At 61.7% G+C, this 15,752-nt stretch carries 11 protein-coding genes and 3 pseudogenes; 10 read left to right on the top strand and 4 right to left on the bottom strand.

Translation table 11 applies throughout. The features are described from left to right. Window positions 1–523 (top strand): annotated as a pseudogene (locus ACYP5B_RS47150) (IS5 family transposase); the annotation flags it as partial. A gap of 8 nt (window positions 524–531) precedes the next feature. Here ACYP5B_RS47150 and ACYP5B_RS47145 read toward each other — a convergent pair. Together ACYP5B_RS47145 and ACYP5B_RS47140 are read right to left on the bottom strand one after the other, a co-directional pair. Next, the gene (locus tag ACYP5B_RS47145) at window positions 532–2,535 is read right to left on the bottom strand and encodes a sigma-54-dependent Fis family transcriptional regulator (protein ID WP_459574211.1); all 2,004 of its coding nucleotides are present in this window, start codon (window positions 2,533–2,535) and stop codon (window positions 532–534) included. Window positions 2,536–2,827: 292 nt separating this feature from the next. Beyond that, the gene (locus tag ACYP5B_RS47140) at window positions 2,828–3,367 is read right to left on the bottom strand and encodes a lecithin retinol acyltransferase family protein (protein ID WP_459574210.1); all 540 of its coding nucleotides are present in this window, start codon (window positions 3,365–3,367) and stop codon (window positions 2,828–2,830) included. Between the two features lie 435 nt (window positions 3,368–3,802). Between ACYP5B_RS47140 and ACYP5B_RS47135 the strand changes: the two genes are divergently transcribed. The 4 genes from ACYP5B_RS47135 (at window position 3,803) to ACYP5B_RS47120 (ending at window position 10,573) form a co-directional block, all read left to right on the top strand. After that, entirely contained in the window at window positions 3,803–5,947 is a 2,145-nt protein-coding gene (locus ACYP5B_RS47135) for a hydantoinase/oxoprolinase family protein (RefSeq protein ID WP_459574208.1), read from the top strand. Window positions 5,948–5,958: 11 nt separating this feature from the next. Beyond that, a complete protein-coding gene (locus ACYP5B_RS47130; RefSeq protein WP_459574207.1) occupies window positions 5,959–8,283 on the top strand; it encodes a hydantoinase B/oxoprolinase family protein in 2,325 nt (774 codons plus the stop codon). A gap of 23 nt (window positions 8,284–8,306) precedes the next feature. Next, window positions 8,307–8,816: an acetone carboxylase subunit gamma gene (locus ACYP5B_RS47125; protein ID WP_459574205.1), complete on the top strand. Its 510-nt coding sequence runs from the start codon at window positions 8,307–8,309 to the stop codon at window positions 8,814–8,816. Window positions 8,817–9,013: 197 nt separating this feature from the next. Beyond that, window positions 9,014–10,573 carry a class I adenylate-forming enzyme family protein gene (locus ACYP5B_RS47120; RefSeq protein ID WP_459574204.1) on the top strand — a complete coding sequence of 520 codons (1,560 nt, stop codon included), beginning with the start codon at window positions 9,014–9,016 and terminating at the stop codon, window positions 10,571–10,573. 1,050 nt (window positions 10,574–11,623) lie between these two features. Here ACYP5B_RS47120 and ACYP5B_RS47115 read toward each other — a convergent pair. Beyond that, window positions 11,624–11,947 (bottom strand): H-NS histone family protein, encoded by a 324-nt coding sequence (locus ACYP5B_RS47115; protein WP_459574202.1) that lies wholly within the window; start codon window positions 11,945–11,947, stop codon window positions 11,624–11,626. A gap of 304 nt (window positions 11,948–12,251) precedes the next feature. Here ACYP5B_RS47115 and ACYP5B_RS47110 point away from each other — a divergent pair, with 304 nt between their 5' ends. Beyond that, window positions 12,252–12,626, top strand: coding sequence for a PHA-granule associated protein 4 (locus tag ACYP5B_RS47110; RefSeq protein ID WP_459574201.1), 375 nt, complete (start codon window positions 12,252–12,254; stop codon window positions 12,624–12,626). A gap of 372 nt (window positions 12,627–12,998) precedes the next feature. On the opposite strand, the pseudogene ACYP5B_RS47105 reads toward ACYP5B_RS47110, so the two are convergent. After that, window positions 12,999–13,796, bottom strand: a pseudogene (locus ACYP5B_RS47105) (SDR family NAD(P)-dependent oxidoreductase); the annotation flags it as partial. A gap of 579 nt (window positions 13,797–14,375) precedes the next feature. Between ACYP5B_RS47105 and ACYP5B_RS47100 the strand changes: the two are divergent. The 4 genes and pseudogenes from ACYP5B_RS47100 to ACYP5B_RS47085 all read left to right on the top strand — a co-directional run. Next, a pseudogene (locus ACYP5B_RS47100) lies at window positions 14,376–14,558 on the top strand (tyrosine-type recombinase/integrase); the annotation flags it as partial. Between the two features lie 166 nt (window positions 14,559–14,724). Next, the gene (locus ACYP5B_RS47095) at window positions 14,725–14,970 is read left to right on the top strand and encodes a hypothetical protein (protein ID WP_459574200.1); all 246 of its coding nucleotides are present in this window, start codon (window positions 14,725–14,727) and stop codon (window positions 14,968–14,970) included. Between the two features lie 10 nt (window positions 14,971–14,980). Then, window positions 14,981–15,223, top strand: coding sequence for a hypothetical protein (locus ACYP5B_RS47090; protein ID WP_459574198.1), 243 nt, complete (start codon window positions 14,981–14,983; stop codon window positions 15,221–15,223). A 21-nt stretch (window positions 15,224–15,244) separates the two neighbouring features. Continuing rightward, a complete protein-coding gene (locus tag ACYP5B_RS47085) occupies window positions 15,245–15,634 on the top strand; it encodes a hypothetical protein (protein WP_459574197.1) in 390 nt (129 codons plus the stop codon). Window positions 15,635–15,752 lie beyond the last annotated feature (118 nt).

The raw sequence follows: 15,752 nt of genomic DNA, 5'->3' as shown, positions 1-15,752 counted from the left end.
ATTTCTCACGAGCAGCCGTCGATTCGTCGTCGGTGCGAGCTGTTGGGGCGGGCGAAAAACGGGTCCGAACCCCACGGATCGCGCGCGACCAGGTTCCAAGCACCACATCCTCGTCGACGCCAACGGAATCCCCGTCAGCGCGATCCTGACCGGCGCGAACCGAAACGACGTCACCCAACTCCTGCCGCTCATCGACGCGATTCCACCGATTCGCGGCGTGCGTGGCCGACCACTTCAGAAACCCAAAGTCATCTATGCCGATCGCGGCTACGATTCCGAACTGCATCGTCGGAAGCTACGCGAGCGCGGCATCAAGCCAGTGCTCGCGAAACGCCGAACCGAACACGGTAGCGGTCTCGGCAAGTTTCGCTGGGTGGTCGAACGTACTCATGCATGGTTCCACAATTTCCGTCGTCTTCGCATTCGCTTCGAGCGCCGCGCTGACATTCACGAAGCATTCCTGAAACTTGGCTGCTCTCTCGTTTGCTGGAACGTCTTCAGGCGTGCTGAGCAGTCTTTTTGAAATGGTCTCTAAGCGCCGGTGCTTGAGTTACCGAGGCGATCCCGAATCGAGGCCAGTTTGACGTACAGCGTGCTCCTCGAAATTCCGAGCGTTCGGGCGGCCATGGATATGTTTCCGTGGGCATTCGCGATCGCATCGAGTATCGCTTGCCTCTCCATTTCCTCAAGACGACCGACCGAGACAGGCATTGACGTCGAGGTGGATTTGGAGAGTGAGTACTTTGGCGTCTGGGCAAGGCTCGGAGGTAACAGAGAAGTATCGATGATGTTGCCTTCGCTGAGCGCGAACATCACCTCGACGACATTCTGCAGTTCACGTATGTTGCCCGGCCAGCGATGGTTCAGAAGCGCCTGGCGCACGGCGGGTTCAAGCTGCTTGGGCGCACAGCCGTATTTGCGCGCCAGTTTGCTGTTGAGATGCTCGATGATTGCCTCGATATCGCCAGGCCGATCGCGCAGCGGTGGTAGTAGCAAGCTGACCACGCAGAGGCGGTGGTACAGGTCCTCGCGGAAGCGCCCGGTGGCGATCTCACTCTGCAGATCACGGTTAGTGGCTGCGACGACACGAACCGAAACGCGCCGCTCGCGGGTATCGCCCAGGCGGACCACTACGCCGTCCTGCAGCACGCGCAACAGGTGGGGCTGCATGTCAATTGGTATCTCGCCGACCTCGTCGAGGAACAGCGTACCGCCGTCGGCCTGCTCAAACTTGCCTGGGAGGCCACCACGGCGGGCGCCTGTAAAGGCTCCGTCGGTATAGCCGAAGAGTTCGCTGACCAGCAGCTCACGGGTAAAAGCGCCGCAGTTGACGGCAACGAAAGGACCATCGGGGCGGTTACCCGCCCGATGCAGCGCCCGGGCAAAGAGTTCCTTCCCGGCACCGGTCTCGCCAAGGAGCAGTACCGGCAGATCGAGAGGGGCGATGCGGCGGGCGCGTGCCTTGGTCGCCTCCAGCACCTCGCTTGCCCCGATGATCTCGCCAAAAGCATCGTTTGCCGCCATCGGTGCCGTGGCCGTGGGCAGCGATACGGCGGTACGATGCTGGCTTGCCCCGAGCGGGATCACCAGCATCGTACCCAGCATACCGTCATGGTCCTTGACCGCGTGCAGCCATTCGGGGCGCAGCCATTGCGGGCGTTGACAGCACCGGTCGATCTCGGGCAGTTCAAGGTTGAGTCCCGGCACCTGGCCGCCAACGTCGAAGGGCAGCCGCACATCATAGCTCTCCCGCGCCGCCTGCGCATTGCCGTTAGTACGAACAATGAGCCCGCGGCTGTCGACGAGCACAACATAGTCGCTGGCGTAACGGATGAAATAATCGATCGATCGGGTCAGCAGCCGTTCGTGCAGGGCAACTTTGCGGCGGGCCAGTTCGCATTCGATCTGCCTGGCGGCAGCCACCACCAGTCCCAGGGTGTGGCCATGGAAGGTTTCCTTGATGCCAGAGACATCCACCACGCCCAGCAAGGTGCTGCCAAAGGGGTCGAGAATGGGAGCCGCAGCGCAGGTCCAGCGCTTGACGTCCAGGCAGAAATGCTCGTTGGCATGGATCTGAACCGGAGCGGCTGTGGCGATCGCGGTGCCGATGGCATTGGTGCCGATGACATCCTCATTCCAGCAGCCACCGGTGGCTAGGTTGATCCCCTCGCCAACGCTGCGGGCCCTGGTCTCGCCATTGAGTTGGAGAACGGTGCCGCCCGGGTCGCAGAGCATGATGAGGGTGCCGCATTCCCGCAGGATATCGCGCAGGCCCTCAAGTGCCGGACGCGCAGCATCGCATAAATCCCGGCTCTGCCGCTGCAGTTGGCGGACACGTTCGGCGGCAGCCCCCGGTGCGGAGTGCTTGGAAGGATCAACGGCCTCAGATCGACACCGCTGCCACGACGCCAGGACAACGCTGCGCACCCCTTTCACTTCCACGGGTTGGTCCTGCAGAAAGCGCTCCCAAGCCGATGCCACGATCAGTTCGTCGCCGATGCGGGGGATGAGAGCGCCGCAATAAGAAGACGGCATGGAACGATCACTATCAATTGACTGCAGTAACCGTATGCCCGTGCCATCCCCAAGTCAACAAATCTCTTTCAAATCAATAATTTGTGCTCCGCACCAAATCGCCCGGAAGATGTGCGGTTCCCGGTCACTGCTGCCTTTAGGTGTCCAGAAACCGGACAGCGACAACAAGCGCCTGCGATAACCACGGTTGCCGCTGCCGCAACGAACGGCCCCCCGCATGCTCGGCGGCCGATGTGGCGCAAGCGAAGCCACGGCAACTAGCCATTTCCTTCCCGACGAGCAGAGCACGGGTTCAGGAAGACGATCGCGTTGAATTCGCGAACGCCTCGCACTCGAATCCGAATCGGGAAACTGCTCGCACCATGGACACACTTCGCGAGGTTGTGACCGTGAGCCGCCCGATAGCGTTGAACCCCGCAGCCAGCACATTGCTTGCCCAGGACGTCCAGACGTCGATCTGATCACTGCGACTCTCGCCATATAAGCACCACATACAGAAGTGCTCGCAGTTATTGGAAATCAGGTGATAGCGATCCTCGCCGATGCGGGAGTAGGCGCGTCGGACGGCTTCCAAACCGGCGAACCTGGCGCCGGGGCTTTGCCGGACCCAGACCGGATGCCCATGCGCGAATTCCGCGAGCGTGACCTCGAGCACCGGGGCGCGACGAAGTGACAGCGACAGACCCGCGTAATGCACGACCTTCCCGTCCCCCGCATAGACGCCATGATGCGTGTACCAAAGTCGATCGGTGACGAGATGGGTTCCGATCGCCAAGTCCGTATCGGCAACCGTTTCGACAATCAGGCGCCTTGACCTCATTGAATTCTTCATGGGCTTCACCACGTTCCACTGCCATTCGCGTGAAACCAACGCATAGGCCGTGCCAACGCTTCAAGTGATCTGCGTGGCAGAGCACAGGAAAGTCAAAGTCCCTCGCGACAGCGACAGGCAGGCCTGACCCAGCGCGATGCGCGTTGGACAGCAGTCAGTGCTCCAACTGCCAAGTGCCGGGGCTTGCCTAAGGACAATCGCATCGGCTGGCCAGAAAGCGTCCGGTTCCCGGACACCGCTGCACAGGGCGTCGGGAATCCGGACAGCGGCAGCAGGCATCGGGCGACCAGCGAAGTGGCCAAGGAATGCCGGCAACTCGTTGATTTCAAATCGCTTGCCATGGCTGCTCCTAGTGCCAGCCAAGCCTGGCACAAGCTTTGCCATGGATTGGTCGTGGGAGATCCCACCATGACGACACCAATGACAGGAGGCAGTATGCAACCGCAGTCCACCGTACAGGTGATGGGCATCGATGCTGGTGGCACGATGACCGACACATTCTTCGTGCGCTCTGATGGCCGCTTCGTGGTCGGCAAGGCGCAGAGCAATCCCGGCGACGAATCCCTTGCCATCTACAACTCTTCCGAAGACGCCCTCGCCCATTGGGACCGGACCGTGGACGACGTCTATCCGGAACTGGTGACTTGCGTCTATTCCGGTACGGCCATGCTCAACCGCATCCTCATGCGCAAGGGCCTCGCCGTCGGCCTTATCTGCAACCGTGGCTTCGAGCAAATCCATTCGATGGGGCGCGCCCTGCAGAGCTACCTGGGCTATGCCCTGGAGGACCGCATTCACCTTAACACCCACCGCTACGATGAGCCCCTGGTGCCCGTCTCTCGCACGCGTGGCGTCACCGAGCGTACCGACGTGCAGGGGAGGGTCGTGATCCCGCTGCGTGAGGAGGAAGTCCGCCGGGCTACCCGGGAACTGGTGGAGGCCAACGCACAAGCCATCGTCATTTGCCTGCTGCAATCCCACAAGAACGAGTCCAGCGAGCAACGTGCCCGTGACATCGTGCGCGAGGAGTTGAAGAAACTGAAGGTGGATATCCCCGTATTCGCCTCCGTGGATTACTACCCGTCGCGCAAAGAGAGCCACAGGATGAACACCACTATCTTGGAGGCTTATGGCGCGGAGCCCTCGCGTCAAACGCTGAAGAAGGTTAGCGACCGCTTCAAGACGCACGGGGCCAAATTCGACCTGCGCGTCATGGCCACGCACGGTGGCACCATCAGTTGGAAGGCCAAGGAACTCGCACGCACCATCGTCTCCGGCCCCATCGGTGGCGTCATCGGCTCCAAGCTGCTGGGAGAGTACCTGGGCGACGAGAATATCGCCTGCTCCGACATCGGCGGCACCAGCTTCGACGTGGCCCTGATCACCAAGGGCAATTTCGCCATCAAGTCCGACCCCGACATGGCCCGGCTGGTCCTCTCCCTGCCCCTGGTGGCGATGGACTCGGTCGGCGCCGGCGCCGGCAGCTTCGTGCGCCTCGACCCCTACAGCAAGTCGATCAAGCTCGGCCCTGACAGCGCCGGCTACCGCGTCGGCACCTGCTGGCCGGAAAGCGGCCTCGACACGGTGTCCGTCTCCGACTGCCACGTCGTGCTCGGCTACCTGAACCCGGAGAACTTCCTGGGCGGTGCCATCAAGCTCGACGTGCAGCGCGCCCGCAACCACATCAAGGCGCAGATCGCCGACCCACTCGGCCTGTCGGTCGAGGATGCCGCCGCCGGCGTCATCGAGCTGCTCGATCTCACCCTCTCCGAGTACCTGCGCGCCAACATCAGTGCCAAGGGCTACAACCCGGCGGACTTCACCTGCTTCTCCTACGGCGGCGCCGGCCCGGTGCACACCTACGGCTACACCGAGGGCGTCGGCTTCAAGGATGTCGTCGTGCCGGCCTGGGCGGCCGGCTTCTCGGCCTTCGGCTGCGCCTGCGCCGACTTCGAGTACCGCTACGACAAGTCAGTGGACCTTGGTGTTGCCCAGCACGCCCCCGACGCCGACAAGGAAGTCGCCTGCAGGAGCCTGCAGGAAGCCTGGTCTGAACTAGCAGTCAAGGTCATCGACGAATTCGTCCTCAACGGCTACCAGCCTGAGGACGTGCTTTTGATCCCCGGCTACAAGATGCAGTACATGGGCCAGTTGAATGACCTCGAAATCGTCTCGCCGGTGACCAGCGCCGCCACCGCGGCCGACTGGAACCAGATCGTCGAGGCCTTCGAGAACACCTACGGCCGCGTCTACGCCAGCTCTGCGCGCTCGCCGGAACTGGGCTTCTCGATCACCGGTGCCATCCTGCGCGGCACCGTCGTGACCCAGAAGCCGGTGCTGCCGGAAGACCCGGATGCCGGCCCGACGCCGCCCAAGGAAGCCTATCTCGGCACCCGTCCGTTCTACCGCCACAAGAAGTGGGTGGATGCCGCGCTCTGGAAGATGGAAGCCCTCAAGGCCGGCAATCACATCGTGGGTCCCGCCATCATCGAATCCGACGCCACGACCTTCGTCGTGCCCGACGGCTTCGAAACCACTATCGACAAGCACCGCCTGTTCCATCTCAAGGAAGTGAAGTAAGGAGACCCGCCATGAATATGATGAGCAATAAAGAAGTCGGCTTCGCCGACCTGCTGCAGAATGGCCAGACGCTCAAGCAGTACCGCGACCGCATCATCGAGCGCACCAAGGCCACCGGCCACTACAACGGCCTCGAGAAGCTGGAATTCCGTGACAGCGATCCGATCGGCTACGAGAAGCTGTTCTCCAAGCTGCGCGGGGGCCTGGTGCATGCGCGCGAAACCGCCAAGAAGATCGCCGCCAGCCCCATCGTCGAGCAGGAAGGCGAACTCTGCTTCACCCTCTACAACGCCGCCGGCGACTGCGTCCTGACCTCGACCGGGATCATCATCCACGTCGGCACCATGGGCGCGGCGATCAAGTACATGATCGAGAACAACTGGGAAGCCAACCCCGGCATCAACCCCGGTGACATGTTCACGACCAATGACTGCGCCATCGGCAACGTCCACCCATGCGACATCGCCACCATCGTGCCGATCTTCTGGGAAGGCCGGCTGATAGGCTGGGTCGGCGGCGTCACCCACGTCATCGACACCGGCTCGGTGACTCCGGGCTCGATGTCCACCGGCCAGACCCAGCGCTTCGGCGACGGCTACATGGTCACCTGCCGCAAGACCGGGGTGAACGACGAGCCGCTGCGCGACTGGCTGCACGAGTCCCAGCGCTCAGTGCGCACGCCGAAGTACTGGATCCTCGACGAAAAGACCCGCATCGCCGGCTGCCACATGATCCGCGACCTGGTCGAGGAAGTGATCCGCGCCGACGGTATCGAAGCCTATGAGAAGTTTGCCTTCGAGGTCATCGAAGAAGGCCGCCGCGGACTGCAGAGCCGTATCAAGGCCATGACCCTGCCGGGCAAGTACCGCAAGGTCTCCTTTGTCGACGTGCCTTACAAGCACGACGATGTGCAGGTCTCCAACGCCTTCGCCAAGCTCGACTCCATCATGCACTCGCCGGTGGAGATGACCATCAGGCCGGATGGCAAGTGGCGCCTGGACTTCGAGGGCGCGAGCCGCTGGGGCTGGCACACCTTCAACGCCCATCAGGTCGCTTTTACTTCCGGAATCTGGGTGATGATGTGCCAGACCCTTGTGCCCACTCAGCGCATCAACGACGGTGCCTACTTCGCCACCGAGTTCCGTCTGCCAAAAGGAACCTGGTGCAACCCGGATGACCGCCGTACCGGTCACGCCTACGCCTGGCACTTCCTGGTCTCCGGCTGGGCCGCCCTGTGGCGGGGGCTCTCCCAGTCTTATTTCAGCCGTGGCTATCTGGAAGAGGTCAACGCAGGAAACGCCAACACCTCCAACTGGCTGCAAGGCGGCGGAATCAACCAGGACGGTGAGATTCACGCAGTCAACAGCTTTGAGGCGAGTTCCTGCGGCACCGGCGCCTGCGCCGTCAAGGATGGTCTCAACCACGCCGCCGCCATCTGGAACCCAGAAGGCGATATGGGCGACATCGAGATCTGGGAGATGGCAGAGCCACTGCTCTACCTCGGCCGGAACGTCAAGGCCAACTCCGGCGGTTACGGCAAGTACCGTGGCGGTTGCGGCTTCGAGACGCTGCGCATGGTGTGGAACGCTCAGGACTGGACCATGTTCTTCATGGGCAACGGCTTCATGAACAGCGATTGGGGCATGATGGGCGGCTACCCGTCTGCCACAGGTTACCGCTTTGAGGCACACAAGACGGGCCTGGACCAGCGCATCGCTATCGGCGACTCCCTGCCTCTGGGCGGCGACATCGATCCGAGCAACCCGGACTTCGAGCGCCACATCGACGCAACCGCCGTGGTCAAGCGTGACAAGCAATGCATCACTACCGAGGACTGCTATGCCAACCACGACCTCTACCTCAACTACCTGCGCGGTGGCCCTGGCTTTGGCGACCCCATCGATCGGGATCCGAAGGCTGTCGAGGCGGACCTCAACCAGAAGTTCCTGCTGCCGGAATACGCGCAGAAGGTCTATGGCGCCGTCTTCACCCAGGACGCCAAGGGCGTGTTCACGGTGGATATAGCCAAAACCCAGGCCCGCCGTGCCGAGATTCGCAAGGAACGTCTAGCCCGGGCCCTGCCGACCCGCGAATGGATGAAGGAGGAGCGCGAGCGCGTCATCAACAAGCACGCGTCCGTTCAGGTACAGCATATGTTCGCCACCAGCTTTGCCCTGTCCGAGAAGTTCACCCGGGAGTTCAAGGAGTTCTGGAACCTGCCCGCGGATTGGCAGTTGCTCGAGGAAGAATTGGGCGTGCCGTCCTATGGCGCCAAGCACCGCATGGATCTCTCCCTGCTGCCCGACGTCACCACCGTCGTCCAGGTCGAAGAGTAATCACCGAATCAAGGAGTTGAAGAATGTCTGCCTACACCAATGAACAGGTCGCCCACCTCGTCGAAGGCTCCCTCGACTGGGAAACCACCTTCCGCATGCTCTCGATGCCCAAGGACGAGGCTCGCTTCGAGCAATATCTTGCCGCCCTGCAAGCTAAGGCGAGCTTCCCGGACCGCATCGTGCTTCCGCTCGGCCCCCACTTGAATATCGTGCAGTCGGCCAAGACCAAGAAGTGGGTCACCATGTGCGACTGCGGTCACGAGTTCTGCGGCTACCTCGACAACTGGAAACTGCATGCCTCAATCTACGTGCGCGACACGGAGGAGGCGATGACCGAGGTCTACCCCAAGCTGATGGCCCCAGATACCCAGTGGCAGGTATATCGCGAGTACTACTGCCCAACGTGCGGCACCATGCACGACGTTGAGGCACCCACCCCGTGGTATCCCGTGATCCACGACTTCGAGCCGGACATCGAGGCCTTTTATCAGGAATGGATGCACTTGCCGCTGCCGGAGCGCGCCCCGGACTGATTGGTGAGGGGGAGGCGAGGGGGCAGGCATTGCCTGCCCCCCCAAAAAAAGAACGGTTCCCATGAAAGACGGGATATCAACCCGTCGAATGCAAGCGCCAGGCCGGCGCTTGCCCACGCAGGAGTGAAGATGAACTATGGCTTTTGCGGCCGTACTGAGCCTGACTGGCCTGCGCGGATACCTGGTCAGCGCCTGAAATGGGAGTCAACGTGAACGCCAATCTCGCCCAGACGCTCGTCCGCTCGGCCGGTGCCTATCCCGGTCAGGCCGCACTCTTCGTCGGCACCGAACAGCACGCCACCTTTGCGCAGCTAGCCGACCGCGTCTCACGCTGCGCCTGCGGCTTGCACGACTGGCTCGGGCTCCATGCCGGTGATCGGGTGGCGCTGATCATGAAGAACTGCCCGCAGTACATCGAGCTGTTGTACAGCATCTGGCACGCGGGCCTGTGCGCGGTACCGATCAACGCCAAACTGCATCCGGGCGAAATTGACTACATCGTACAAGACAGTGGCGCCGGCGTCTGCTTCGTTGCCGATGCCGACGCAGTACCCGGCGCAAGTACCATCGTCGTCGGCTCCAGCGACTATCACGCCCTCTTCGTGGCGCAGGGCACGCCGGTGACCGATGTCGACGGGGCCGCGCTCGCGTGGCTGTTCTATACAAGCGGAACGACCGGCAAGCCCAAGGGCGTCATGCTCTCGCACCAGAATCTGACCGCCATGTCGCGGGCCTATTCGAGCGCTGTGACGCGCATCGCGCCCGGTGACTGCCTCATTCATGCTGCGCCGATATCTCACGGCTCCGGACTTTACATTGTCCCCCACATTGCCGAAGGCGCGAGCCAGGTGATTCCCTCTTCCGGCGGCTTCGATGCCGCCGAACTGGCCAGCCTTATCGCTGTGCACCGGCGCCCGGGCTTTTTTGCGGCACCGACCATGCTCAACCGCTTGGTCGAGTACGCGCGCCGGACCCGGGCGGACCTTTCCAACCTTAAGGTTGTTGTCTGTGGCGGTGCGCCCCTCTATGTGGAAGATGAGGTCGCCGCGCTCCACTACCTAGGGCCAAGGATTGCCCAGATCTACGGCCAGGGCGAAAGCCCGATGACAATTACTGCCCAGCCACCTACCGCGATTGCCAGAGCCCATGCCGCAGGCGACTTCAACGCGCTGGCTTCGGTAGGGCGTGCCTTGCCCGGCGTGGAGATTCGCATCGCAGACGCCGAAGACCGTGCGCTCCCGGCGGGCGAAATTGGTGAAGTGCTGGTGCGCGGTCCCACCGTGATGCAAGGCTATTGGAACAACCCAGAGGCCAGTGCGGCAACGCTGCGCAACGGCTGGCTGCACACCGGCGATGTGGGGTGCCAGGACAAGTACGGCCAGCTCACCCTCAAGGACCGCAGCAAGGACACGATTATCAGCGGTGGTTCCAATATCTATCCGCGCGAGGTGGAAGACGCTCTGCTCACCCATCCCGCGGTGTGCGAAGTCTCCGTGCTCGGGCGGAGCCATCCCGACTGGGGAGAGGAAGTGGTGGCCGTTGTCGTGCGAAAGACCGGGATGCAAGTGAGCGAATCCGAACTGGATCAGTGGTGCCTGCACCGAATCGCTCGATTCAAGCGGCCAAAGTCCTATCTGTTCGCCGAAGCATTGCCGAAGAACAGCAACGGCAAGGTTTTGAAGACGGCGTTACGCGACTTGCTGGCCAGACCTGACCAAGTGGCGAATGCCAGAACCTGGCGCTGGCGGCTCGCGTAACGGAAATGCCGGTGCCTGACCCACTGTGCCAGTTGAAATGCACCGCCCATCGACTTCGCATCTCTGCCGTGGGCGATGCTGTATCTCCCGCCTGCGAGAAAGGGGCGGGAGAGAGGGCAGGCGTTCGCAGGAACCAGTGGCACTCACTCCGTGCAAGCGCAGCGCTTCATGATGGAGCGTACCTTCCTGGCGCCACCCTGCACGAAGCCACACAGGCGCGTCAGCGGAGGATGGGCATCCCACTGATGCTGAGGGCCCGTTCGACCGCTCCTCGCTAGTCAGGTAGCCTGTGCTGCCAAACCCCGGTTTAAAGTTGGGGTAGGAATCCTAGCGATTATAATAATTGCATTTTTATGATCAATGGATGCTCGCCAAAGACAGTCACCCCCGCCGGGCCCGCGATCGCAGCCAGGCGAATTCGCCGCTTTGACTCTCACCACGACGCTTTCTCCAGAAAGCGACAACGGGGTCCGATCAGGCGACACGAAATGATGAAGTCAGACAATGTGATACGACCGGCAGTTCGAGAAGATCCATGCTGCCTTTGGCACCGGCGACATCGATGCGCTGCGGGCGGCCGTTGATGATCCGGCCTGCATTCCCATCGCCCCTATGCCGCCAGCGATTGGCGCTTGGCTGGAGTATGCGTCTACCATAACCTGCGGACGCTTATTCGCACCATGCTCGAAATTGGGGAAGATCCCCGTCCGACTGTTCATTCACGGTTGCTGGCCGCCCACGAAGCAAGCCAAAGGCAGTAGCCCGACTCAACCACCGACCTGCGCCAATCCATGTCACCCTCGCTCGCATTCAAGTCATCGAGTGGGATGCCACCGCGGCTGGGTCCCGCTAGTTTCCGGCTCACCGCTGTCGCCCAGCCAGCGTGATGCAGGAGAATCAGCCATACAGATTCCGGCTTGGCGAGCACCGTGTCCAGTTTCCTGGTTATCCATTCGACAAACTTGCAGGAGATATTGACTCATCCCAGTGCGTTGCGCGCCAAGCTAGTCCATGCATCTCCTCGCCCCGCCACATCTTGCCACCAACGGCTCATGCCTCTGGAATCAGAAACTTGTCGCGATTCTTCCCCAGCCACGCCGGGGCCCGGCCACGTCCGGTCCAGGTGGCGCCCGTCTTGGGGTCCATGTACTTTGGCGGCAGCGAGGTCTTCTCCTTCGCCGCAGCTTTAGGCTTATCACTAGCCGCCGGGCGTCCACGGCGTCGTTTCGGCGCCAAGTCCTCGACGGTGAGTTCGTACTCTGCCATCAAAGCCTGGATTTTCTCAATGACGCCAGCGACCTCGCTTTGACGAACCTCGGCAAGCTGGGCCTCCAGCTTTTCCTTATCTGCCAGCAATTGTTTGTAGGTAGCCATCTCGGTCTCCGTCTATTAATCACAATTCACTATCCTACAGCACTTCGCCGAATTTACAGCAACTCTGTGAATCCAGCCCGATTGAATGATATTAAGCCGGTGCTGAAATAGCCTTCTGTGAATGCAGCCCTTCCGGGCTATTCTTCCCCGTCAGGGAGAGGATCGATCCGCCCCCCCACATTCCGCACGCCCGCGGAGGTCAATCGCCGGAAAGGCCTATTGGGCTCACGCTCCGCGGGCGATTACAATATTGCGGGGTGTAGGATGTGGCCTATCGGCGCCGAGAATGTGAGTGGAGAAGTCAATGGCGACAGCTCGAGCTGGCACCAAAGGGGAGGCACTAGGGCTCCTGGGGACAGAAGGCGTGACGGTGGTGGAACTGGACTATGAGGCAGGCTGGCAGGACGCGATTGAACTGGGTCGACTCGGTCAGAAGGCAGGAATACGCGTGGAATATCGCGGACAAGAGAACATCGCAGTCAAATCGCCGACGGCATTGGTCGCCGGCCTGCTGCGGCCAAAGACGACCTTCCGGCAGCGAAACCTCTATTGTCAGTTTGAGTTGAGCGAACTGCCGGCACCTGAGTTGGAGAGCCTCGAGGCAAAGGCATCCAAACTGGGGGACTATATTCTCGCCGGGCGCCTGATGCGCGAAGTGGATGCGGTATGGGCAGAGTAAACACGTTTCCCCCTGCCCCCGTATTTGACAGGTTACCGCAATGAACGCTGGCGCACAGCCAACCCCGTTAGCCGGCTAGGCAAGTCCTGACCAAGGGGCCGGGTGTCGAACCGGCACCAGCGGTCTGCACGCTGGCCCCACCATCTACACCCAGGGCGGCCCCTTCTGCGCGCCCCCATACTCTGGGCCATACCCCATGGAGTGCTACCGCAAGAATGCGATGGCATGAGGGTTGGGAAACCTAGCCACCCGCCCCGGGGAGAGACCTTTGCCCTCCCCCTGCGCTCCGGGGACGGCCCGCCTGCGCCGTTGCGCGGGCGTGGGCACGGCATCGGAAGCGGCACGCGCAAGCGCCTTCATGGCGCGTTGTACCTACCGGATTATGCGCCGCATCAGGTCCGGATATCCGTTCGGCGTCAACCGGCTGATCCAGTACCCTGCGCGTGAGTTTTTCCCCGTGAGGATGCGTCGAATGCGGCGACGGATTCCCTGGAGAATATCTTTGGCACACTCCTCTGGTGTGGTGCGTAGCAGCACTCGCTGAATCCATTCACCAAATGCGGCCTCCTGCGGCCCGGCCGCTGCGCACACGCGACCGTTGTTAGCGATATGGGTGCGGATGCCGCCGGGGTGTACGCTTACGGCGCGAACCCCGGTGCCTGCCAACTCGGACCACAGGCATTCGGTCAGTGCACGTACTGCGAACTTCGACATCGCATACGCCGATTGGTTGGGCAGGCTGAGCAGACCCAACACACTGGAGATGTTAACGATGCAACCCTCGCGCTGGGCGAGCATTATGGGCAGGAAGGCCTTGGTCCCGTAGATGACGCCCCAAAGGTTGATCGCTAACTGCCATTCGATCTCCTCAATCGACTGATGTTCCACGGTGCCAAGCAGGCTGGCGCCCGCGTTGTTGATCACAAAGTGCGCGGTTCCGAAGTCGCTCCGCACCTCGTCAGCATGTGCGAATACGGCCTCGCGTAAAGTCACGTCCAGCCGGTAACCCTTAGCGCGCAGCCCAGCCCGCTCGCCGCCCTGGATTGTCCGCACCCGACGCAAGGTATCGGCCAAACCGTCGGTACCGATGTCCGAAAGCGCCAAGTGTGCGCCGACCTCGGCCAGTTGTATGGCAAGCGCTTGACCAATCCCCGATCCGGCCCCAGTGAGCGCTACTACCTTGCTGCCAAACCCAGTTCAAGGTTGGGGTGGAAATCCTGGCGATTAATTGCATTTTTGATCGTCAGGGGGATGCTCGCCATGCTCATGTTGCAGATCGTTATTTCGGCTAATGGCGAGCTCAAATTCCGCAAATGTCGGTGCCAGCCAGGATAGATGAAGGAAAAAACGCTCTTCTCCTGCCGATGCTCGCGAGTGCTTTCAATGGAGATCTCCCTGGCGCGCAGGTCGTGGCGTGAACGCGGATCGCCAGAATACCCCTATTTTTCCGATCTTTCGCGAGGTCATACGCATGGCTCTACCGAACTATCACCCTCCCCGTCCGCCCTGCCCGACCAGCAATAGAATTTCGCCGACACCGGCTCGGCGTAGCCCGCGTTAGCCGAATTAATGATCCGCCGCGCCGTATTAGCGGAATCGTTGGACATGGACGGAAAATGGCGTTGCTCTTGCACAACGGCAAAAATCGCCACTAAACGGCCGTTTCGCAATATAGATCAATGGTTTACAGCCATGTGATTGCTAGCGGATATAGCGGTCACCGCTAGCGGAATTAACGATCCTCAACAGCTGTTGTACGAGCGCTTCCTCGCCGATCCGCAACCAGCCTGGCGCTGGGTCATGGCGTCGCGCAAGAAACTCGCGCGTGGGGCGCCGGACTGGCGGCCGTTTGCCGACCCGCTCTCCCCGGCCAGCGCGCGGCATGCGATGGTGATCCTCAATACGCTGTTCGCCTGGCTGGTGGACGCCGGCTAACAGACGCCTTGTAGTGAAGTGAAGTAGCAGCACACCCATTGCTGTATATCCATACAGTTAACTCAACTTTCGATACTCACCCTTAGGCGGCCCCTATACTGTATATCCATACAGTAAACGTGCTGCATTCCGCAGCACCCACCCAACGCTCGGAGTTGCCGCCATGCCCGTTACTCGCGCCATCAAGTACATCGTCGTGCCCTACCGCAAAGGCAAGGGCGATGCACTCCTGCCCGGCGAGATCCGCCAGGCATCCAGCGAAGTCGGTGCTATCCGCATCGCGAACGGCATGGCCTCGAGTTTCGTCGGCGTCGCGGCATATGAGGTGCTGGTGGACGAGGAAACCGGCGAGATGGGTTCGCCCCGAATCCTGGCGCAGGAAGGGAGCATCCCCGCTCTCGCCGAGTGACGAAATTTCCATGTCCATCTTCCTCGAATCCCACTTCCTGCCCGGCGACACGGCCGAGTTGCGCCTGGCGTGCGAGAGCGTCACCGTGACGGCTGACGCGGTAACGGTCCGCGGGGTGGAGACCTGCCAACTCGAGGCAATGAAGTGGGCGCCCGATTACCTGTCGTTCGGCTCGGGCGACGAGCACCACCGGATCAAGGTCGCGCGGCCGGCGACGAAACCGCCTCTGCGAGCGCGCTTCCCCCGCGCGTGAGATAGCCAAGGTTCTGCCGCCATGCCCCCACCCGATACCCCCGAGGCCTGGATCCGCGCGCTGCGTCACGCCGTGCGCGGCGGTACGCCGGATCTCTATGGCGACCCATTCCGCACGCGGTCCTACATCCTCGACCCTTCCGGCAAGCCGGTGGAGGAACTAGAGCGGCAGGTTCATCTCGACTTCCTGACGGGCTGGTTCAAACGATTCGTGCTGCGCACCGATCTGCCAGATCAAAATGCCCGCGTCTGGACTTGCTTCTGTCCATGGGACACGCCGGTGTTCCTTACCCACCTGATCGCACCCAGCGTCGACAAGATCTTTTCGTCACCGAACTGGGAGGAAGCGCTAGACAAGCACCGCAGCGTAGCGGAAAAGGCCATGCGGGTGCTGCCGCGCGTGGCGCAGTGAGTGCCATGGCACCCAGCTTCCCCATCGGCCTCGGACAGCCGCTACCAGTATCCGAAAGCTGCGCGTGATCTGGATAGGCGCGAAGCTACAGGAGCGGCTCGATTGGCACCCCACCAGC

The organism is Cupriavidus sp. 8B, from assembly GCF_054589115.1.
The sequence above is the reverse complement of the archived record's forward strand: the minus strand, read 5'-3'. Positions and strand labels throughout refer to the sequence as shown.

Bases quoted from the DNA above. Each gene is read 5' to 3' on its own strand.
- ACYP5B_RS47145 (WP_459574211.1), bottom strand. From the start codon at position 2,535: ATGCCGTCTTCTTATTGCGGCGCTCTCATCCCCCGCATCGGCGACGAA.
- ACYP5B_RS47140 (WP_459574210.1), bottom strand. From the start codon at position 3,367: ATGAAGAATTCAATGAGGTCAAGGCGCCTGATTGTCGAAACGGTTGCC.
- ACYP5B_RS47135 (WP_459574208.1), top strand. From the start codon at position 3,803: ATGCAACCGCAGTCCACCGTACAGGTGATGGGCATCGATGCTGGTGGC.
- ACYP5B_RS47130 (WP_459574207.1), top strand. From the start codon at position 5,959: ATGAATATGATGAGCAATAAAGAAGTCGGCTTCGCCGACCTGCTGCAG.
- ACYP5B_RS47125 (WP_459574205.1), top strand. From the start codon at position 8,307: ATGTCTGCCTACACCAATGAACAGGTCGCCCACCTCGTCGAAGGCTCC.
- ACYP5B_RS47120 (WP_459574204.1), top strand. From the start codon at position 9,014: ATGGGAGTCAACGTGAACGCCAATCTCGCCCAGACGCTCGTCCGCTCG.
- ACYP5B_RS47115 (WP_459574202.1), bottom strand. From the start codon at position 11,947: ATGGCTACCTACAAACAATTGCTGGCAGATAAGGAAAAGCTGGAGGCC.
- ACYP5B_RS47110 (WP_459574201.1), top strand. From the start codon at position 12,252: ATGGCGACAGCTCGAGCTGGCACCAAAGGGGAGGCACTAGGGCTCCTG.
- ACYP5B_RS47095 (WP_459574200.1), top strand. From the start codon at position 14,725: ATGCCCGTTACTCGCGCCATCAAGTACATCGTCGTGCCCTACCGCAAA.
- ACYP5B_RS47090 (WP_459574198.1), top strand. From the start codon at position 14,981: ATGTCCATCTTCCTCGAATCCCACTTCCTGCCCGGCGACACGGCCGAG.
- ACYP5B_RS47085 (WP_459574197.1), top strand. From the start codon at position 15,245: ATGCCCCCACCCGATACCCCCGAGGCCTGGATCCGCGCGCTGCGTCAC.